The 20,067-nt window shown below is 65.0% G+C and carries 14 protein-coding genes and 1 riboswitch; of the genes, 6 read left to right on the plus strand and 8 right to left on the minus strand.

Going from position 1 to position 20,067, the window contains the following annotated elements; all coding sequences use genetic code 11:
* Positions 1-36 precede the first annotated feature (36 nt).
* The 5 genes from EL255_RS16880 to EL255_RS16900 form a co-directional block, all read right to left on the minus strand.
* Positions 37-2,706: a PKD domain-containing protein gene (locus tag EL255_RS16880; RefSeq protein ID WP_170176017.1), complete on the minus strand. Its 2,670-nt coding sequence runs from the start codon at positions 2,704-2,706 to the stop codon at positions 37-39.
* A gap of 131 nt (positions 2,707-2,837) precedes the next feature.
* On the minus strand, positions 2,838-5,438 hold the full coding sequence (locus EL255_RS16885; RefSeq protein ID WP_042654210.1) for a glycosyl hydrolase family 18 protein: 2,601 nt from the start codon (positions 5,436-5,438) through the stop codon (positions 2,838-2,840).
* 110 nt (positions 5,439-5,548) lie between these two features.
* Positions 5,549-5,635: riboswitch (cyclic di-GMP riboswitch) on the minus strand.
* A 228-nt stretch (positions 5,636-5,863) separates the two neighbouring features.
* On the minus strand, positions 5,864-9,337 hold the full coding sequence (locus EL255_RS16890; protein ID WP_042654211.1) for a hybrid sensor histidine kinase/response regulator: 3,474 nt from the start codon (positions 9,335-9,337) through the stop codon (positions 5,864-5,866).
* An 88-nt stretch (positions 9,338-9,425) separates the two neighbouring features.
* Positions 9,426-10,568 carry a 3-phenylpropionate MFS transporter gene (locus tag EL255_RS16895; RefSeq protein WP_042654212.1) on the minus strand — a complete coding sequence of 381 codons (1,143 nt, stop codon included), beginning with the start codon at positions 10,566-10,568 and terminating at the stop codon, positions 9,426-9,428.
* 270 nt (positions 10,569-10,838) lie between these two features.
* Positions 10,839-12,932, minus strand: a complete 2,094-nt coding sequence (locus EL255_RS16900; RefSeq protein WP_042654213.1) for a TonB-dependent hemoglobin/transferrin/lactoferrin family receptor — start codon at positions 12,930-12,932, stop codon at positions 10,839-10,841.
* Between the two features lie 188 nt (positions 12,933-13,120).
* On the opposite strand from EL255_RS16900, the gene EL255_RS16905 reads away from it, so the two are divergent.
* The 3 genes from EL255_RS16905 to EL255_RS16915 are packed head-to-tail and all read left to right on the plus strand — an operon-like array spanning position 13,121 to position 15,122.
* On the plus strand, positions 13,121-14,098 hold the full coding sequence (locus EL255_RS16905) for a ChaN family lipoprotein (RefSeq protein ID WP_042654325.1): 978 nt from the start codon (positions 13,121-13,123) through the stop codon (positions 14,096-14,098).
* Positions 14,099-14,123: 25 nt separating this feature from the next.
* On the plus strand, positions 14,124-14,678 hold the full coding sequence (locus EL255_RS16910; RefSeq protein WP_042654214.1) for a cysteine hydrolase family protein: 555 nt from the start codon (positions 14,124-14,126) through the stop codon (positions 14,676-14,678).
* 39 nt (positions 14,679-14,717) lie between these two features.
* Positions 14,718-15,122, plus strand: a complete 405-nt coding sequence (locus tag EL255_RS16915; RefSeq protein WP_042654215.1) for a hypothetical protein — start codon at positions 14,718-14,720, stop codon at positions 15,120-15,122.
* Between the two features lie 72 nt (positions 15,123-15,194).
* Here EL255_RS16915 and hutZ read toward each other — a convergent pair whose 3' ends face one another.
* Complete coding sequence (hutZ, locus tag EL255_RS16920; RefSeq protein WP_042654216.1) at positions 15,195-15,752, minus strand: heme utilization protein HutZ; 558 nt, start codon at positions 15,750-15,752, stop codon at positions 15,195-15,197.
* A complete protein-coding gene (gene hutX / locus EL255_RS16925; RefSeq protein ID WP_042654217.1) occupies positions 15,749-16,261 on the minus strand; it encodes a heme utilization cystosolic carrier protein HutX in 513 nt (170 codons plus the stop codon). Before hutX ends, hutZ begins: the two co-directional genes overlap by 4 nt.
* Positions 16,262-16,440: 179 nt before the next feature.
* Here hutX and EL255_RS16930 point away from each other — a divergent pair, with 179 nt between their 5' ends.
* Genes EL255_RS16930 through EL255_RS16940 form a run of 3 tightly spaced genes read left to right on the plus strand, consistent with a single transcriptional unit; the run spans position 16,441 to position 19,118 of the window.
* The gene (locus EL255_RS16930; protein ID WP_042654218.1) at positions 16,441-17,280 is read left to right on the plus strand and encodes a heme/hemin ABC transporter substrate-binding protein; all 840 of its coding nucleotides are present in this window, start codon (positions 16,441-16,443) and stop codon (positions 17,278-17,280) included.
* Positions 17,277-18,308 carry a FecCD family ABC transporter permease gene (locus tag EL255_RS16935; protein ID WP_042654219.1) on the plus strand — a complete coding sequence of 344 codons (1,032 nt, stop codon included), beginning with the start codon at positions 17,277-17,279 and terminating at the stop codon, positions 18,306-18,308. Before EL255_RS16930 ends, EL255_RS16935 begins: the two co-directional genes overlap by 4 nt.
* Positions 18,309-18,323: 15 nt before the next feature.
* A complete protein-coding gene (locus EL255_RS16940; RefSeq protein ID WP_042654220.1) occupies positions 18,324-19,118 on the plus strand; it encodes a heme ABC transporter ATP-binding protein in 795 nt (264 codons plus the stop codon).
* A gap of 147 nt (positions 19,119-19,265) precedes the next feature.
* Here the strand turns inward: EL255_RS16940 and EL255_RS16945 are convergent, their stop codons facing one another.
* Positions 19,266-19,874, minus strand: coding sequence for a YitT family protein (locus EL255_RS16945; RefSeq protein WP_042654221.1), 609 nt, complete (start codon positions 19,872-19,874; stop codon positions 19,266-19,268).
* Positions 19,875-20,067 lie beyond the last annotated feature (193 nt).

Raw genomic sequence — 20,067 nt, forward strand, 5'->3', positions numbered from 1 at the left:
TGGGGAAAGGGGTATGCGACGCACACCCCCTGGGGATCAGGGGCAGCTGGCCGCCCCCAGATCTTGCCAGACAGCGTGCCGGCCGGGCTCGTTGCCCTTGGTCCAGTACCTGGCTTTCCATTTGCGGCCGTTGTGGGTGCTGAGCTCTCCCCCGCCGTAGGCCACGCCGGCATCCCAGCCGAGCTGGACCTGGCTGAGCAGCGCCCACTGATCGGCGGCGCGGCGTGGTTCGTTGCCCTGGGTCCAGTACTTGGCCTGCCACACCAACTGGTTGTGGCTAACCCTGTCGCCGCCGTTGTAAACCTTGCCGCTCTGCCAGGCGGGCCAGTTGGCCGCGTCTGGATCGGTGCCGTTGCACTCGCCGCCACCGCCGAGCGGCGTCACGGTGAGGCGGGTCTGACCCTGGGCATCCAGGGCGCCATCGGTCACGGTCACAGCCAGGTCATAATCCGTGTTGGCCGTCACGCTCGGGGCCGTGACCACCAGGGTGGCACTGTTCTGACCGGTCGCGGTGAGGCCGGCCGGCACAGTCCACTGGTAGCTGAGCGCATCACCGTTGGGATCTGTGGCGCTGGCGGTAAGGCTCAGCTGCTGGCCCGCCTGCACCGAGGCGGGTGCCAGCGCGGCCAGCACGGGCGGCAGGTTAGGCGGTGGCGCCTGGTGGCTCACCACCATGCGATCCACGGCCGCCAGCCCCTGCTCGTCGGTGACGCGCAGCTCGAACGCCAGCTGGGTATCCTGAGCGACTGTGCCCAGGCTCAGCCTGGCTTGCGCCTGCTCGGCATCCCTCAGCGACGCCTGCGGACCGGCGACCTGCTGCCAGTGGTAGCGCAGGGCACCGTTCTCCGGATCCCTGGAGGCGGCGCCGTCGAGCACCAGCTCGGCCGGGCCCCTGGTGCTCAGATCGCCGCCGGCGTTGGCCAGGGGCGGCAGATTGACCGCAGGTGGCGGCAGCTCGGGTTCGTCATTGCGCTCGCTCACCCCGGCATCGCCGGCCGCTATCCTGGCCTCTATGGTCTGGTGCATGGTGCGCCACTGGCTGGCGAAGAAGACCCCCTCGAAGCGGCCTCCGGTCATGAGGTTGCTCTCCCGATAAGGCTCGTCTCCCGTGTGCCACAACCCCAGGTTGTGGCCCAGCTCGTGGCTCAGGGTGATCGACTGACCATAGACGGCATGGTTGCCAGGGCAGGCGCTCCGGTAGCCCGCGCGCGGCGCACCGCTGTCGGCGCCCATGCCGATGGAGGAGGCCCCTCCCATGCTGCTGCACGCCCTGGCGTCGTCCTTGTAGGCGCGCAGCACATAGAGGTTGGAGAAGACCCGATCCGCATTCGGGATCCAGCCCTCATTAAATGGGGCCTCCTTCTCCGAGCGGTCGGCCTCGTTGGACTGGCCATTGCCATTCTTGTCCCACTCGTGCACCAGCACGCCGTTGTCCACCCAGCTGAGGCTGATGTTGTAGGGGGCATAGCGGCGGCTCATGTCCGCCATGATGGTGGCGCCGTCGCCCCACAGGTGGCTCTGGCGCTCGCCGGGGAAGGCGATATAGCTGTAGGAGACGCTGACCTCCTTGGGGGCTGTGATGAACAGCCGCACCTGCTCCACCAGCCGATCATCTGCCAGGATCTCGAGCCAGGTCTCCCCCGCCGCCAGCCCCTGCAGTTGCAGCCGATCCTGGGTCTCGCCCTGCACCAGCTGCAGGCTCGCCAGCGCGGGGTTGGCGATGCGATAACTCAGGGTCACCGGCTGCGGGCCCGCCACCTTGCAGATCAACAGCGCCTCCGGCTCGCCCCGGCTGCTGAGCAGCTTCTGCTTCATGTCAGAGCCCAAGCCCGGGTCGAAGGCCAGCTTGTTGGCCGGATCGGGCAGCACCTGGGCATAGGGGTTCGCCTCCCGCGTCTGCTGCCCCTCGGCCGTCAACCAGAGCTCGTTCTCCTCGTTGGCACGAAAGCCCTGTTCGCTCGGGCCGGAGACATAGGTCAGGCGGAACTCATAGTCCCGATCGGCCCGCAGCTTGATGGGGGCGGTCGGGGTCAACTGCTTGCCTGAACCGAGCAGGACGCCGCCCTCGTAGGCGAGTTCGCCGCTCTCCTTGTCGGTGAGACGCAGGCTGAACTGACGGTTGTTGCCGCCCCAGAGCCCCTCCTGCACCCTGAACAGGGTGATCTCCAGCGCATCCCCACTCAGGGGATGCCCGGACGAGGCCACCTTGATGTCCCGGCTCAGGCTCTGGCCGGGACCAAGCTTCAAGATGCCCGCGGCCATGGGGGCCTCCTGCCAGAGGGTACCCAACTGCTGGGTTTCGCTCGGGATGGCCACGGCGGGATCATAGACGGTGACGGGCAATGAAAACGTGGTGGTGCCTGCCCCCACACCCACATAACCATTCCCATCGGGCAAGCCGTTATCGCGCACCTCGTACTTGGCCAGATAGTTGCCGACCTGCTGGGTGTTCACTGTGCCGAGCTGCTTGATACGGGCGCTGAGATCGCCATCGTTCTCGTCCCAGGCGGTCATGTGGGGGGCGAAGGTCGCCCCGAGCGGCAGTTGCAGGGCGAAGTTATTGACCCAGGCCTGCTGGTTGTAGATCCGTGGTGGCGCCTGATCCATGCGCCACTCCCCGGTGATGGAATTCTGTTGTGCCATAGCGCCGGTTCCCACGGCCAGCATGGCGAGCGCCAGGCTGTTCATTTTTGTTGTTTTTATCATTGCATACATCCTTCAATTTCGACCGCAGCGCACCCTGGTGCCTGCGGCGCAACGCAGCCGATCCGCCGATGGCGAACCGCATCCTCGTTGCGATGGGAAAAAGGGGCGCGCGGCGCGCGCCCCTTTGTGGATCAAGGGCAGCTTGCTGCGCCCTGATCCAGCCAGACATCGTGCTTGCCGGGCTCATTGCCTTTGGTCCAGTACTGGGCCTTCCACTTGTGACCGTTGTGAGTGGTCAGGTCACCGGCGTTGTAGGCCACGCCGGCATCCCAGCCGAGCTGTACCTGGCTGATCAGCTTCCACTGATCCGCGGTGCGGCTAGGTTCATTGCCCTGGGTCCAGTACTTGGCCTGCCACACCAGCTGGTTGTGGCTCACCTTCTCCCCCCCGTTGTAGGTGGTCGCGGCCTTCCAGGCGGGCCAGTTGACCGCGTCCGGGTCGGTGGCATTGCACTCGCCGCCCCCGCTGACCGGGGTCACGGTGAGGCGGGTCTGACCCTGGCTGTCCAGGGCGCCGTCGGTCACAGTGACGATCAGCTCGTAATCCGTGTTGGCCGTCACGCTCGGGGCCGTCACCACCAGGGTCTTGCTGTTCTGGCCGCTGGCGCTGAGACCGGCCGGCACAGTCCACTGATAGCTCAGGCTGTCACCGTTGGGATCGGTGGCGCTGGCACTGATGCTCAGCTGCTTGCCCGCCTGCACCGAGACCTTGTCCTGCACCGTCACCACGGGGGGCAGGTTCGGCTGCGGCGCCTTGTTGGTCAGCACCACCTGATCGCTGGCCTTGAGGCCCTGATCGTCGGTGACGGTCAGCTCGAACACCTGGTTGATGTCGGCGCTGACCCCATCGAGCACCACCCGGGCCTTGGCCTGAGTGGCGTCGAGCAGGCTGGTCTGCGGACCAGAGACCTGTTTCCAGCTGTAGCCAAGCAGCCCGTTCTCCGGATCATGGGAGGCGCTGCCATTGAGCGTCACCTCGGCCGGACCCGTGGCGCTCAGATCGCTGCCGGCATTGGCCACCGGCGGCTTGTTGACCGGTGGCAGGGTGCCGCCGTCCCCGTTGCCGAGCCCCTCATGCATGGCGTTGAGGATGTCGCCGTTGTCGGCATCGATCTCCCAGGCAAACAGGCCGCCGAGCTGGTTGGCCAGCACATACTGCCCCTTGGCCTTGACCGAGCGGTCGTTGTCGAAGCTGATGAGCTCGCCGGTGCTGGCCTTGAAGACGTAAGGCGCCTCGGCTGTCTCGTCATAGCCCTGCTCCCAGCCGGCGCCCATGCGGTTGTTGACGATGTCGCGGTAATCCACCACGCCATTCTCCCAGGTGCCCTTGATGGGGCCGGTGGCACTGCCGGTGAAGGGATTGCCGGCCTGGTAGCCGTTCACCCCGCTCCAGCCACGGCCATACATGGCCGCCCCGACCACTATCTTGCCCGGGGTGACCCCCTGGCCGAGCAGCGCCCTGACGCCCTTGTCGGTGGTGTACCTGGTGTTGGCATCCCAGCTGGATGCGAACAGGTTGGTCTGGTGGGCCAGGTTCTGCAGGTCGAAGGCGCCGCTGAAGTCGTAACTCATCAGGAAGATGTGGTCCATGTACTGCTGGGCCGCCTGATAATCGACCTTGGCAATCTTGTCGCCACCGGCGCTGATGGCCGAGGTCAACTCGTACTGACGGCCGGTGCTGGCCTCCAGCTCATCGAGCATGGCGCGCAGCTCCTTCATCAGCGCCACATAGGTAGCGCCATCGTTCGGGCCACCCAGGCTGGGGTTGGCCCCCTGGCCACCCGGGAACTCCCAGTCGATGTCCACCCCGTCGAAGAACTTCCAGGTCTGCAGGTACTCCTTCATGGACGCCACGAAGAGGTCGCGCTTGCTCTTGTCACCGAAGAAGAAGAAGGGATCGGACAGGGTCCAGCCCCCCACCGAGGGGAGGATCTTGAGATCGGGGTTGGCCTTCTTGAGCGCCATCAGGTTGCCGAAGTTGCCCTTGTAGGGCTCGTCAAAGGCAGAGAGGTTACCCTGCGGCATCTGGATGGCGGCCCAGGGATCGTGGATGGAGACCTTGAAGTCCTCCCGCCCGGCACAGGAGCGCTGCAGCGCCTCGAAGCTGCCGGAGATCTCCTTGAGGCTGTCGTTGATGCCATTGCCGCCGCAGATGGGGGTGAAGCCGTAGAGGATGTGGGTCAGGTTCTGGGCCGGGACCTTGTCCACGGTGAACTTGCGACCATAGACGCCCCACTCCACGTAATAGGCCCCCACCACCTTGCCGGACTTGTTGGCGTAAGGCTTGTTGTTCTCCTGCAGCGGCGCCTTGAGCGGCACCAGGTGGCTGCCGTCGGTGTCGGCCACCAGGATCTCTTTCTTGTCGGAGAGGGTACAGCCCTCGGCGTTGCAGAGCGCGACCTGCATCTGATAGCGCCCCCCCTTGGTCACCTTGAAGTTCGCGGTGCCGGCGGCAGAGGCAGCGCCGGACCAGACCTCGCTGCCATCGAGCAGCACCTTGGCGGTCTGACCCAGCTCACCGGACCAGAGGTTCCAGCTCACGCTGACCGGGGCGCCATCGGCGTGGACCTTGACCAGCTTGTTGTAGGAGGTGGCGGCTTGATCCACCTCGACGATGGCGAACTTGGTTTCGCCCCAGCCGATGGTGGGTTTGCCGGGGAGCGCGGCAAAGGCGGAGGTGGTGCAGAGCCCCCCGACCAGGAGCGCCAGCAGGGAAGGTTTTGGACTTAACATAGGTGAACATCCTTTTTCGTTTTTGGAATAAACAACGAAAAAAGGCAACGCAACCGGCCAGGTAACGCAGACGACATCGCACCATGGCTTGGCCCATGGACGAAACAACCTGTGGTGGCCCCGCTATCCTAGGTACTCTGACCCTTAGACCGGAGGCTTTGCGTCCCGGACTTTCATCCGGTTTGCCTTTTTTGCACAACTTGATTTGCGATGAAAATAATCGCCGAATGACTATAGATGAACGCGTGACCCGCGCCACCTAGTAAAAATGACAGTGAATGGGACTCACTATTGCTAGTTGGCCGCGATTATGCAGAGTCCCACCCGCAACACCCCCAATAAGTGGATGAAGTGATTACTCCCGACTCGGCCTGTCGGCGATTAATTCTGTGAGTTGGCTCACTGTCTTGCACCCGACAATCTGATCAGCGTACAGGTAACAGCAAGCTGTTCATCAGCGCCCGCAGCTTGAGCGGCTTGACCGGTTTGCTGACATAGCCGTAACCGTGCTCGCGGATCTGCGCCTGCAACTCGCTCTTGCGATCCGCGCTGATGATGATGCCGCCGATGCCGTTGCCATGGGCCAGCCGGATCATGTGCAGCGCCTGCAGCCCGGTCTTGCCGTCATCCAGGTGATAATCGGAGAGCACCAGCTGGGGCTGGAAGCCGTCGGCGATGAGCGCCTCCGCCTGCACCAGGCTCTGGGCGCAGCGTACCTCGCAGCCCCAGCGCCCCAGCAGGGAGTGCATGGCGGTGAGGATATCGTCCTCGTTGTCGATGCAGAGGATCCTGACCCCCTCCAGCTGGCTGTCGCGCGGGGCGGGCGCCGCCACCTGAGCGGGCATCACAGGCCGGGTCGCGAGGTTGAGGGTGATGGCAAACACCGAGCCCGCCTCCGGCCAGCTGCGCAGGGAGAGCGGGTGACCCAGGACCAGCGAGATGCCGCGGGCGATGGCGAGGCCCAGCCCCAGTCCCTGCTCCCTGGCGGTGCGCGAGTGATCGAGGCGGGAGAACTCGTCGAAGATGGCCTCCTGCTTGTCGACGGGAATGCCGGGGCCGTTGTCCCACACCTCGATGCGCACCTTGTCCCCCAGCCGGCGACAGCCGAGCAACACCCGGCCGGCCGGGTTGTAGCGAAACGCATTGGTGAGGAAGTTCTGCAGCACCCGCCGCAGCAGGCGCACGTCGCTGTACACGGCCAGCCTGCTCTCCACCACCGAGAACTGGATGTCGCTCGCCTGGGCCAGCACCCCGAACTCCGCCTTGAGGTTGTCGAACACGTCGCTCAGGGCGAAATCGAGCTTCCTGGCCTTGAACTTGCCCGCCTCGAGCCGCGAGATGTCGAGCAGATCGGTGATGAGATCCTCGGTCGCCCCCAGCGCATCGTCGATGTGGCGGGCGATGCGGGCCTGCTCCCCCGCCTGGGGCAGCATCTCCAGCAGGGAAGAGGTGAACAGCTTGGCGGCGTTGAGGGGCTGGGTCAGATCGTGGCTCACCGCCGCCAGGAAGCGGCTCTTGGAGTGATTGGCCCGCTCCACCTGCTGGTTCACCGAGAGCAGCTGACGGTTCAGCTCGGACAGCTCGTGGGTGCGCTCGGCCACCCGCGCCTCCAGGTGCTCGTTGGCTTCGCGCAGCACCCGCTCCGCCGCCCGAAACGGGGTGATGTCGGTGAAGGTCATCACGAAGCCGCCGGCCGGCATGGGGTTGCCCTGCATCTCGATCACCCGCCCATCCGGCCGCTCCCGCGCCGAGACATGAGGGCTGCCACGCTGCATGAAGGCGACCCGCCGCGCCACATGGGCCTCGATCTCACCCACGCCGCACAGCCCCTGCTCGGCGTTGTAGCGGATGATCTCCTCAATGGAGCGCCCCACCTGGATGAGACCGGTCGGGTAGTGGAACAGCTCTATGTAGCGCCGGTTCCAGGCCACCAGCTTGAGCTCCCTGTCCACCACCGAGATGCCCTGCCCCATGTGCTCTATGGCCCCCTGCAACAGCCCCCGGTTGAAGCGGAACACGTCTGAGGCCTCGTCCACTATGGTGGCGATCTCCTCGAGCTGCATGTTGCGCCCCTGCAGGGCCGAGGCCAGCACCAGCCGGGCTGACGAGGTGCCGAACACCCCCGCCAGCAGCCGCTCGGTGTGGGCGATCAGTTCCGCCGACGCCTGCATCTGGGGCGCCAGGGTGCCGCCGCGCTCGCCGGCGAAGCGACCGAAGGCGCGCTTGACCCGGCTCGAGCCGACGAAGCGGGCCGCCAGCATCTCCAGCTCCTTGACCGAGACCCGCGCCTGATAGAGCGCAGTGGTATCCCGGCTCGGCTTGCCGACGAAGTTCGCCGCCTGCAGCCGCTCGCTCACCGCCGCCCGCGACAGCAGGGAGCCCGCCACGTAGCCGAGCAGGTTGAGCAGCAGGCTCAGGAAGATGCACCAGGCACCCAGGCTCAGATCCCTGAACGCGGGCCAGTCAGGGGGCGCCAGCAGCGCCTCCAGCGGCGAGCCCGCCAGCAGGCCGCTCTCCGCCAGCAGGGTGATGAACCAGAGGCTGACCCCGAGCGCCAGGCCAAGGTAGACCCCCTTGCGGTTGCCGTGGCGCCAGTAGAGGCCGAGCAACAGCGCCGGGGCGAACTGGGCCACGGCGCCAAACGACAGGTAGCCGATGCGCGACAGGCTGGTGAGATCCCCGAGCCAGAGGTAGAGCGCCCAGGCCGCCAGCAGGATCAGAAGGATGGCGCCACGGCGTACCTGCAGCAGCAGCCGCACCAGCCGCTCGTCCCGCCCCTGCTGCCAGAAGCGGCGCAGCAGCACCGGCAGCACCAGATCGTTGCTGACCATGATGGCCAGGGCTATGGTGCAGACGATCACCATGCCGGTGGCCGCCGAGGTGCCGCCGAGGAACGCCAGCATCGCCATGCCGTCGTAGCCGAGCGACATCGGCAGGCTGATGACATAGGTATCCGAGGCCATGCCGGCCCCGACCCACTGCTTGCCCGCCAGCGCCAGCGGCCAGATGAAGAGCCCCATCAGGAACAGGTAGAGCGGGAACAGCCAGCGCGCCCAGTGCAGATCCTGACCCTGGTTGTTCTCCACCACAGTCACGTGGAACTGGCGCGGCAGACAGATGACGGCGCACATGGCGACCAGGGTATAGATGGCGAGCTCCAGCAGGCTGCCCGGCGTGACCGCCACCACCGCATCGAGAAAGTCGTCGGTCACCTGGCTGCGGACCGGGCTCGGTTTGCTGATGATGAGCCAGAGCGCGAAGCCCCCCACCCCCATGAAGGCGAGCAGCTTGACCACGGACTCGAAGGCGATGGCCACCACCATGCCGCGGTGATGCTCGGTGGCATCCAGGTTGCGGGTGCCGAACAAGATGCTGAACAGCGCCAGCAGCAGGGCGACGCCGAGGGCCAGCCCGGCGCTGTTGCCGGCGGTCGAACCCAGGGTACCGACGGGCACAGAGTTGGCCATCAGCAGATCCAGCCCGGTGACGATCGCCTTGAGCTGCAGCACCAGGTAGGGAAGTATCCCCATGATGGCGATCAGGCTGATCACCATGGCGAGGCGCTGGGACTTGCCATAGCGGGCGGCGATGAAGTCGGCGATGGAGGTGATGTGCTCACGCTTGGCCACCAGGATAAGGCGGGCCAGCAGGCGCCAGCCAAACAGGAACACCAGCATGGGGCCGAGGTAGATGGGCACCGGCGACCAGGGGGATTCGCTGGCCTGGCCGACGGTGCCGAAGAAGGTCCAGGAGGTGCAGTAGACCGCCAGCGACAGGCTGTAGAGCAGGGGCTGCCCCTTGAGGCGGCGGCGCTTGTTCTTGTCCGCCACGAAGGCGATCAGGAACAACAATCCCAGATAGGCGAGCGACAACCCGATCAGCAGCCATCCTTGGTGCATCTACATAATTCCCTTGTCCAGATGTGTTGAAAGCCCCGCCAGTCTAGAGAGACGGCGGGCCCCTGTCATGCTCCGCGGCGAGCGTCACTCATGCCGGCGTCCCCTCGGCCGGCCCGCGCAGGCGCAGGACGAAGACCGGCAGCACCACCAGCACCATGATGAAGAAGATGCCGCCCCCCAGCGGCTCGAACAGCAGGCCGCACAGGGTCATCAGCGCCGCCACCGTCATGCCGAGCCCGAGCGCCGCATAGAGCGCCTGGGCGGGGATCAGCTGCTCGGCGGGCAACTGGCGCGTCATGAAGCGCACGGCGCCGAGGTGGCTGACGCAGAAGGTGACCGCGTGCAGCAGCTGGCCGAGCACCAGCACCAGCAGCTCGCTGGAGGCACCGAGCAGGCTCCAGCGCACCACGCAGCCGACGGCCCCCACCAGAAACAGGGTCTGGGCCCCGAAGCGGTTGAGGAAGCGCTTGTCCGCGGCAAACATGCCGATCTCCGCCACCACCCCCAGCGCCCACAGGTAGCCGATGGTGGTGCCGCTGTAGCCCGCCGCCTTCCAGTAGATGGCGCTGAAGCCGTAATAGGCGGCATGGCTGCCCTGCAGCAGGGCGGTGATGAGCAGGAAGCGGCGCATGGGGGCCGATCGCAGCGTGTCCCGCAGCGACGCCTTGGCCCGCTCTCCCTGGCGATCCTGGGGCGCCGGCTGCAGCGGCAACCAGCTCAGCACCAGCATCGCCAGCAGCCCCGCCACCATGGAGTGCAACACCCAGTCGCTGCCGAAGTTGCCCACCAGGGCGCCGACCAGGGTGGAGGCGACGATGAAGGCAAAGGAGCCGCACAGCCGCACCTTGCCATAGTCGAGGTGGGCCTGCACCACCATGCGGGTGGCCAGCGCCTCCCCCACCGGCATCAGGGTCGGGTAGATGAAGTTCGCCACCAGGGTCAGCGGCACCAGCCACCAGAGGCTGTGACTGAGGTAGAAGCCGAGGAAGGCCAGCAGGCTCAGCAGACAGAGCAGCCGGGTGACCGGCAGCAGGTGGCTGGCCCCCTTGATCTGGCCCATCACCAGCAGGTTGCCGGCGAAACGGATCGCCATCCCGGCCCCCAGCAACAGCCCGATCTGCTCGGCGCTCACCCCTATGCCCTCCAGCCAGAGCGACCAGAACGGCAGATAGGCGCCGTAGACAAAGTAGAAGGCGCCGAAGAACAGGGCTAACCAGGAGAAGGCGGGCATAGGGACTCGACCAAGGTGCATGGGGGGCAAATGATAACCGATTTTGGCGCGGGGATCCCCTGGGGTAGCGGGCAGTAAAAATCATAAATATCAATAAAGTTGAACCTTTGTCACATACCCCGGTCTACTGAATAACACCTCCTCCTGGTTAGTGTTGCAATCCTTCTACCCGCCCCGTGCGGGTTTCTTTTTTGTGGCGGGCACGGCGCCGTTTTCGTCCATAAAAAAAGGGACCATCCGGCCCCTTCTTCATCGCTGTCACTTTGCGTATCAGAACACGTACTTGACGCGGGCGCTCAGGTTGCGGCCCGGCTCGGTCAGGTTGCTGGTGCTGCTGGTGGCGCTCAGGCCGGTGATGCTCTCGTAGCTGGCGTACTCCTTGTCAAACAGGTTGAAGACCCCGACGTTGAGCTGCAGATCGGCCATCGGCTTGAACTGGGCGAAGATATCCACCACGCCCCAGCCGGCGCTCTTGATGTTGTCGTTGCCTCTGGCATCCTTGCGCACCTTGTCCATGTCGTCGGCGAAGCGCAGGGCGGTGTTGATGTTCCAGTTCGGCTGCTCCAGTCGCACACCAAGGCTGCCGTTGAGCGGGCTCAGGCTGTTGATGTAGTTGCCATCCCCGTCCTTGCCGTCGATATAGGCCAGGTTGCCCCACAGGTTGACCAGGTCGTTCAGCCAGTAATCGGCCTTGACCTCGGCCCCCTTGGTGGTCGCCTTGTCCAGGTTCTGGTACTGGTAGATGGCGGTGCGGCCTTCAGATCCGATCTGCACCATCTCGATGAAGTCGTCGAACTTGTTGTAGAAGGTCGCCACCTCGTAGCTGAAGCCGCCAGCGCTGCCACGCACCCCCAGATCGATGCCGTCGCTGCTCTCGGGTTTCAGGTTCGGGTTCGGTTCGATGCGATAGCCGTACGCCTGATGGTTCAGGGTCGAGAAGGCGCTGTCATACATGGGCGCCTTGAAGCCGTGGCTGTACTGGGCGAACAGGTTGGCCGCCTCGTGCGCCTTGAACACCAGACCCAGCTTGGGGGAGAACTCTCCCTCGGAGATCTTCTGCAGGTTCTCGCCGGTATAGGCAGGATCCTCGTCCGGGGTCATCCGGTAGTAGTCGTAACGGGCACCCGGGGTCAGCACCCAGCGCTCGCCGAACTTGATCTCGTCGAAGGCCCAGAGCGCGCTGCGCTCGCTGGTGGTGGAGGGGAAGCTCAGCTCGCTGTAGCCGACGAAGTCGCCCGGGGTGGCCGGCGCCTTGAAGCGGGTACGCTCGTTGTCGGTGTGCTCATACTCGACACCCCAGGCCAGACGCTGGCTGTCGAGCGCCTTGCTGAACTTCACCTGGGCACCCAGGCTCTCCTGCTTGAAGCCGTTGTGATCCAGGGAGGTCTTGGTCACATAGGGGTTGTTCGGCTTGACCGGGTACTTGGAGGAGGCGTACTGATCCAGGGTCTGCTTGGTGCGGGTGTAATAGAGCTTGCTGTCGATGCGATCGGCCCAGGCGGTGTTCAGGGCCAGGCCGTGATCCAGCACCAGGGAGAGGTTGTCGGTGTCCTTGTCGGTGATCGGCTGCTTGAAGATGGAGCCCACCTTGGTCAGGTCGACGGCATCCGGATCCTGCCCTTCGGTGAAGTAGTCGACGGTCAGCTTCAGGAACTGATCGTCGCTGACATTCCACTTGCTCTTGAACAGCACGGCCTGGCTGAGGATGTCGAACTCGTCCTTGTCGCCGTCATAGTTCTGGGTCACACCGCCATCACGCCAGGTGTAGCGCAGCAGATTCTCGAACTCGCCGGTGCGCAGGGCGCCGGTGAAGCCGGCCATGTTCTGGTGGCTGCTGGAGGCATAGCCAGTGGTGGCATCCAGATAGCTGTCCCTGCCCTTGAGGAAGTCGCCGGCATCCTTGGTGGTGATGGCGATGACGCCACCCAGCGCATCCGAGCCGTAAGCGGCGGAGGCCGGCCCCTTGGCCACCTCGACCTGCTTGATCATGTCGGTATCGAAATAGGTCTGACCGACCCCGCCGTTCTTGTAGGCGTCGTTCTGGCGCACCCCATCCTGCACTACCTTGACCCGGTTCTCGCTCATGCCACGGATGGTGAAGGTCTGGGCATCCCCCGCCCCACCCTGCACGCTCACACCCGGCTCGTAGCGGAACAGGTCGGCGACGTTGCTGACGACCTGCTCTTCGATCTGTTCGGCGGTGATGACGGCGATGGGGCCTGAGACATCTTCCAGCTTCTGCTCCATCCTGGAGCCGCTGACGACCATGACTTCATCGGCTTTCTTGTCTGCGGCGAAGGCCGGGGAAACGAGGCCGGCCGCCACGGCGAGGGCAATTAGTGAGGGGGTGTTGTTGTGCGCCACTGCAAAGTCCTTATTGAGAATTATTATCAACCGTGGGCATATTACTCAGCCAGCGATAAAGATCAATAATAAAGTGAATCATTCTCATTTCACTTTGTCTCAGTTAGGTTTTACACTGGCCCCCTCTTTTTTCCTGCTCGCCATGCTGCCATCGTATGGCACAGCGCCTCGTCCACTGTGAGATTGCCATGACTCGACGACTGCCCCTGCTCGCCCTGCCCCTGTTGCTGGCCGCCTGCGCCACCCCGCCGCAGAGCGAGGCGCCCCGGACCCTCTATCACTACCAACTCAGCGAAGGGCAGAGCGAGCAGCCACTCAACCTGGCGCAGGCGCTGGAGCGGGTGGCAGATGCCGACATAGTGCTGGTGGGCGAACTGCATACCCACCCGGCCGTGCACCTGTTGCAGGCAAACCTGCTGGCGGGTCTGGCCGAGACATCCCGGGCCGATGGCCGGGCACTGGTGCTCTCCATGGAGCAGTTCAGCCGCGCCGATCAAGCCGTGCTGGATGCCTACCTGGCCGGGCGCATCGGTGAGTCCACGCTGATCCGCGAGGGTCACGCCTGGCCCAACTACCCGAGTGACTATCGCCCGCTGGTGGAGTTCGCCAAGGCGCAGCGCCTGAGCGTCATCGCCGCCAACGCCCCCAAGCCGCTGGTCAGCTGTGTCGGCCAGGAGGGCCCCGAGTGGCTCGACAAGCTGCCGGCCAGCCGCCGCAGCCAGCTCGCCCGCGAGCTCACGCTCAGCGATGATCCCTACCGCCAGAAATTTATGGCCTCGATGCACCATGGGGACGCCGACGGCAACGCCCGCCGCTTCGCCGCCCAGACCAGCTGGGACGACACCATGGCCGAGAGCATGGTCGATTATCTCAAACAGCACCCCGGCCGGCGCATCATGCACATCGCCGGCAACTTCCACGTGGAGGGGGGGCTCGGGATCGCGAGCCGCATCGCCAGCCGCAACCCGGCGCTCAAGGTGGCGCTCATAGTGCCGGAGACAGGATCGCAACCGGATGACAAGGTTCCCGCCGGGCGCAGCGCCGAGATCAGGGTCAAGATCTCTCCCCTGCCGGAACGCTGGCTAAATGCCGATGAAATGAAGCAAGATATGGGGGCGCTGCATCAATCCCGCAGCCGTGACTGCAGCCAATGGCTGCAACCCTAATCTTTCAGGATACGGCGGGTAAAATATGGATGTGTTACTGATCATCGATGTGCAGCAAGGGGTCATGAAAGCGACCCATCACCAGCAACCACAAGTACTGGCCAACATCAACCGGGCCGCGGCCCATGTCAGACAGCATCATGGCCGGGTCATCTACATCCAGCATGACGATCTGCCAGGGGACGAGCTGGAGCCCGGTAGCCCCGGCTGGCAACTTCACCCGGGTCTGCAAGCCGCCAAGGGGGATAGCCGGGTACGCAAGACGGCGTGCGACAGCTTCCTCGAGACCGAGTTGGCCTTCCTGTTGGCCGAGCAGGCCGTCGACAGGCTGATCCTCTGTGGCAGCAACACCGATTTTTGCGTCGATACCACGGTACGCAGTGCCGCGGCTCATGGCTTTGAGGTGCTGGTGTTGAACGATGGTCACACCACCGCCGATCGTCCCCACCTGAGCGCGGCCCAGATCATCGAGCACCACAACTGGATGTGGCAACACCTCAGCCTGCCAGAGGGCAGAAGCGTGACCCTGCTCACCACGGATCAGTTGCTCGAGGCGGCTCAGCCTGCGCTGGCGTGCTAAGCTGCCCGCCTTGAAGTGATCACCTGATTGGAGTCTTGTGTGCGTCTATTGTCTGCCGTTGCCCTTGTGCTGTTGTTACCGGCGATCACGGCCTGCTCCGGATTGCCGGGGGTGGCACCGGATGGCCCTGCGCCCCTGTTTCGCACCCATATCAACGAAGAGGGGAGCAAGCGCTTCACCTTCGAGGCCGCCCCGTTCGAGGAGTTGCCGAGCCGGTTGCAGGACGATGACAGCCGGCTCAGCCGCAACAGCAAGAGCCTGCTGGAGCGCCGCGAGGCCCTGCAGGACGAGCAGCTGACCGAGACCCTGGCCGAGCGCAAGTATTGCCACAGTGGCTACATAGTCCTCAGCCAGACCTCCTGGAAGATCCGGGGCGAGTGCAACGAGACCGCCACCCAGGCCGATCGGCTCGGCTTCCCCAATCTGGCCTCCTGGCAAGACTGAGTCAGCACGGTTCAAACCCATAAAAAAAACGGGCAGCCCAGGCTGCCCGTTTTGCATCTCGTGAGTCCAGCATCAGACCGGTGCGTCGGTCTCGCTGGTCAGCTCGGCGCCGTTGTCGACGCGCTTGTGGCCTTCCACCAGGTGTACGAAGTCCACCAGCTCGTCGCCGGAGACCCGGAACGCCTGGCCGAAGCCCTTGACGAACAGGCCCTGCTCGGGCTTGAGGCGGAACAGCACGAAGTCCTTGAGGTTGGACAACCCCTTGACGATCTCGCCGAAGCGCCCCTCCAGGGCCGCAATCGCCTGGCTCCAGCGCTCGTCATCCCGCGCCACCACCTCGGCCACCGCATCGAAGGTCAGACGCTTGCGGGCGAACAGCTCGCGGGCACCAGTCTCGTCCTCGATCAGCATCAGCGATACCTTGGGCACCTGTTGCAGGTTGCGGGCATGGCGGGCGATCTCGGAGATCAGCACATAGTAACCGTCCTCCTGCAGCACGAAGGGGGCGTAGCTGGCATTGGGGTTGCCTTCGCTGTCCACGGTCGCGAGCTGCAGGGTACGGCAACCGTCACGAAACTCGCGGATCTCCGGTTGCAGACGGTTCTGCAGACGTTCCTGACGTTCACTCATGCTTTGACTTCCTCTTGATACTGGCGGCGCAGGGCCATGAAACGCTCCACCTGAGCCGGCAACAGCTGGCGCTGTTCGTCACGTCCCAGATAGACCTTGAAAATGCAGCGGCCGCTGTGGCCGAAGAACTGGAAGGAGTGCCCCTCCTTGCCCATGAACAGCTTGCTGACCAGGGCCATACCGACCACGTTGTCGAGCTTGAGGTGGCCGTGCATCTCGCCATCGCGGCCCATCAGGTTGTAGTAGCCACGGGCCGTCTTGCCCTTGGGGAAAGGCGCCTTCACCTCGAAGATGGAGCCGTCGGACTCGACGATGGTGGTCACCTGACCCCAGCTGGCCAGATCCGCCAGCAGGGCCTCGGCCTGCTCGCCCGGTACCAGGGTCACCAGCTCGGCGGGCAGGTGGCGCACCACCTCCCATTCGCTGACCGCCAGCTGGGCGGCGATGCTGGAGGGATGGGCGCCGGGATCTTGTGCCAGCAGCTCATGAATGCGTTGTGCAATGCTCATCGGTTCTCCCTTGGATGATCTGATTCTTGTGCTCAGTCTCGCGGCGAATACTGTAATGAATACTGTAATAAAGCAGAGCCTCAAATACAATTGATAATCGCTTTCGTTATCAGTGCATTTTCCATCTAGGCTTGATATTCTCGGCGGCAATTCCACTTCATTTACCCTTCGGAGGTCGCATGGGCCGTCGCCTTGCCCTCGCACTCAGCCTGCTGAGCTGCGCCACCCTTTCCCTATCCACCATGGCGCAAGAGCGCATCGTCAGCGTCGGCCCGGCCACCACAGAGCTGATCCTGGCGCTCGGCGGCGAGTCCAGCCTGATCGCCACCGATGTCAGCAGCCCCGAGCCCAAGGGACTGCCGAAGGTCGGCTATCACCGCGCCCTGGCCGCCGAAGGGATCCTGAGTCTGGCACCGACCCGTTTGGTCGGCAGCGACGAGATGGGCCCCAACTCTACACTGGATCAGCTGCGCCGCGCCGGCGTCAAGGTCGAGGTCATGGCCACGGCGCCGACGCTGGATAACCTCAACCAGCGGATCGATACCCTGGCCCAGTTGCTGGGCAACCCGGCCGCGGGGGCCAAGCTGAAGGCCGACATCGCCAGCCAGAGCGACCAGCTGGCGGCGCAGGCCAGACAGAACAAGCCGCTCAGGGTCGCCTTCCTGCTGCTGCACAAGGGCCAACCCACCAGCATCGCCGGGGGCAACACCACCGCCAGCGCCCTGGTGACCCTGGCCGGCGGCGTCAACCCGGTGGCCCAGCTGCACGACTACAAGCCCGTCTCCACCGAATCCCTGATCGAGCTGCAGCCGGACCTGGTGCTGGTGAGTGGCCGTGACTGGCAACAATATCAGAACATCGACAGCGTGCTGGCCCAGGTGCCGGCGCTGGCCGCCACCCCGGCGGGCAAGAACAGGGCCATCCACGCCATCGACGGTCATGCCCTGCAAGGGGGCCTCAGCCTGCGCTCCCTGCAGCAGGCCAACCAGATAGCCCAGTGGATCCGGCAGGGTTCATGATGCGTCTGCCGCTGCCCTGGCTGCTCGGCCTCACCTGCGGTGCCCTGGCGCTGCTGCTGGTCGGCTCGCTCGCGACCGGGCCCATGTCCCTGTCGTTAGCCGAGAGCCTGCAGGCCCTGTTTGCCGGTACAGAGAGCGGGATAGAGGCGCACAAACTGCTGATAGTGCAAGAGATCCGCCTGCCCCGCACCCTGCTGTGCATAGCGGTGGGGGGGATTCTCGGTCTCTGTGGCGCCGTGATGCAGGGGCTGTTTCGCAACCCCCTCGCCGATCCCGGCATCATAGGGGTCTCCGGCGGTGCGGCGCTGGGCGCCGCCCTGGCCATAGTGCTGCTGGCCCCCCTAGGTCAACAACTGCAAAGCCTGCTCGGTCTCGGTCTGCTGCCCCTGCTCGCCTTCCTCGGCGGCGCCCTGACCACCACGCTTGTCTATTTGCTGGGCACCCGCGAGGGAGGCACCTCGGTCACCGTCATGCTGCTGGCGGGGGTCGCCATCACGGCCCTGTCCGGTGCTGTGATCGGGCTGCTCACCTACCTGGCCGACGATCAGATGCTGCGCAACCTCAGCCTGTGGCAGATGGGCTCCCTGGCCGCCGGCAAGCCGGTGGATGTAACGCTGGCACTGGCGACCCTGGCCGCGCTGCTGCTGCTGTTCATGCGCGACGCCAATCCCCTCAATGCCCTGCTGCTGGGCGAGGGCGAGGCACGCCACCTGGGAGTGAACGTGCAATCCCTCAAGCGGCGGCTCATCCTGCTCACCGCCGCCGGGGTCGGCGTGGCGGTGGCGGTGGCGGGCATGATCGGCTTCGTCGGCCTGGTGGTTCCCCACCTGGTGCGGCTGCTGGCCGGCCCCAACCACGTCCGGCTGCTGCCGCTCTCGGCCCTGCTCGGCGCCGCCCTGCTGCTGGGGGCCGACATGCTGGCCCGCACCCTGCTGGCCCCCGCCGAGCTGCCGGTCGGCATCATCACCGCCCTGCTCGGCGCCCCCTTCTTCATCTGGCTCTTGGTCAAGAGTCGCCAGACGCTGTAACAGGAGATCTCCATCTTGCCCGGATCATCCCCAACGCCCCTGCTCGACTGCCAGGATGTCAGCCTGTGCCAGGGGGGGCGCCCCATCCTGGACAGGCTCAGCCTGTCGCTGCAGTCCGGTACCCTGACCACCCTGCTCGGCCCGAACGGGGCGGGCAAGAGCTCACTGCTCAAGTGCCTGACCGGCGAGCTGGAATATGACGGCGAGATCCACCTGTTTGGCCGCGTGCGGCAGGCCTGGGCCGGCACCGAGCTGGCCCACCGGCTCGGGGTGCTGCCCCAGAGCTCGTCCCTCAGCTTCCCGTTCCTGTGTGAGGAGGTGGTGGCCATGGGGCGACTGCCCCACGCCGAACCCGGCGCCCGTCGCGACGAGATAGTGCAGGCCGCCATGACCCATGCGGGGGTCGAACACCTGGCCGGTCGCCTCTATCCCGGCCTGTCGGGCGGGGAGCGCCAGCGGGTGCAGTTTGCCCGGGTGCTGGCCCAGATCTGGCAAGCGCCGGACGAGCCACAGGCCCCCCGCCTGCTGCTGCTCGACGAGCCCACCTCGGCACTCGATCTCAAGTACCAGCATCAGCTGCTCACCATGGCGCGCGCCCTCGCCGGCCGCAACACCGCCGTACTGGTGGTGCTGCACGATCTGAACCTGGCGGCCCGCTATGCCGATCGGCTGGTGATGCTGGAGCAAGGCCGGCTGATGGCGGACGGCGCCCCGACCGAGGTGCTCACCCCCGAGCTCATCGCCCGTCTCTATGGCTACCCGGCCCAGGTGCTGCACCACCCGGACACCGGCCTGCCCATGGTGGTGTGACCGCGAATGGCCAGCGAAATGCAGAAACAAACAGAGCGCCTTTGGGCGCTCTGTTTGTTTCTGCTGATGGGGCTGCTCTGGCGATCTGGTGACGACCCGGCTTGTCATTGCACGCCAGCACCGGAGTGCCGCTGCCTTGGTGCCTGATCAGGCGATCTGGTAGCGGCCCGGCTTGTGATTGAGTGTCAACACCAGGTTACAGATGATGGCCGCGACCACGGAGAGCCCCAGCAGCCAGGGGGAGACCACGAAGAAGGAGGCGATGACTATGGTGCAATCAAGCCCCATTTGCAGCTTGCCTGCCCGGATGCCGCACTTGTCCTGGATGAACAGCGCCAGGATGTTGAAGCCACCCAGGCTCGACTTGTGGCGGAACATGATGAGCAGTCCCATGCCGATCAGGGTACCCCCGATCAGCGCCGCGTAGGCGGGGTCAATCTTGCCGATCTGCAGCACGGCGTTGAGGTGATCCGTCATGAAGGAGACCGCCGCTACCGAGGCGAAGGTATTGAGGGTGAAGCGTGGCCCCATCCTGAGCCAGGCCAGGGCATAGAACGGCAGGTTCATGCCGAAGAACAGCAGGCCGAAGCTGAGGCCGGTGACCTGCTGCAGCAGCAGCGCCAGGCCGGCGGTGCCGCCGGTGAGCAGCCCGACCTGGTGAAACAGGAAGATGCCGAGTGAGACGAAGCCTGCCGCGGTCAGCAGGGCGAGCACATCCTCATAGAGCGGATGCACGGAGCGGGGGGTGTTATCCATAACCGGTGTCCAATAGCGAAGTGAAAAGAGTGTCTTCTGGCCCAGTCTGGCGGGCGCGAGCCCAGTGGTCGGGGCTTCGTTATGGCCACAGTGTCCATTTTGAGTGAGCCAGATCACAAGAGCGGGCTCGGACGCCCCAAAATGGTGCGCGTCAGCGCTGCGTTACAACCCTTGCACCAAAATCTCCCACTCC

It is taken from the genome of Aeromonas encheleia, assembly GCF_900637545.1.
Lineage (GTDB): Bacteria > Pseudomonadota > Gammaproteobacteria > Enterobacterales > Aeromonadaceae > Aeromonas > Aeromonas encheleia.

Bases quoted from the DNA above. Each gene is read 5' to 3' on its own strand.
- EL255_RS16905 (WP_042654325.1), top strand. From the start codon at position 13,121: ATGACTCGACGACTGCCCCTGCTCGCCCTGCCCCTGTTGCTGGCCGCC.
- hutZ (WP_042654216.1), bottom strand. From the start codon at position 15,752: ATGAGTGAACGTCAGGAACGTCTGCAGAACCGTCTGCAACCGGAGATC.
- EL255_RS16880 (WP_170176017.1), bottom strand. From the start codon at position 2,706: ATGATAAAAACAACAAAAATGAACAGCCTGGCGCTCGCCATGCTGGCC.
- EL255_RS16945 (WP_042654221.1), bottom strand. From the start codon at position 19,874: ATGGATAACACCCCCCGCTCCGTGCATCCGCTCTATGAGGATGTGCTC.
- hutX (WP_042654217.1), bottom strand. From the start codon at position 16,261: ATGAGCATTGCACAACGCATTCATGAGCTGCTGGCACAAGATCCCGGC.
- EL255_RS16930 (WP_042654218.1), top strand. From the start codon at position 16,441: ATGGGCCGTCGCCTTGCCCTCGCACTCAGCCTGCTGAGCTGCGCCACC.
- EL255_RS16935 (WP_042654219.1), top strand. From the start codon at position 17,277: ATGATGCGTCTGCCGCTGCCCTGGCTGCTCGGCCTCACCTGCGGTGCC.
- EL255_RS16885 (WP_042654210.1), bottom strand. From the start codon at position 5,438: ATGTTAAGTCCAAAACCTTCCCTGCTGGCGCTCCTGGTCGGGGGGCTC.
- EL255_RS16890 (WP_042654211.1), bottom strand. From the start codon at position 9,337: ATGCACCAAGGATGGCTGCTGATCGGGTTGTCGCTCGCCTATCTGGGA.
- EL255_RS16910 (WP_042654214.1), top strand. From the start codon at position 14,124: ATGGATGTGTTACTGATCATCGATGTGCAGCAAGGGGTCATGAAAGCG.
- EL255_RS16895 (WP_042654212.1), bottom strand. From the start codon at position 10,568: ATGCCCGCCTTCTCCTGGTTAGCCCTGTTCTTCGGCGCCTTCTACTTT.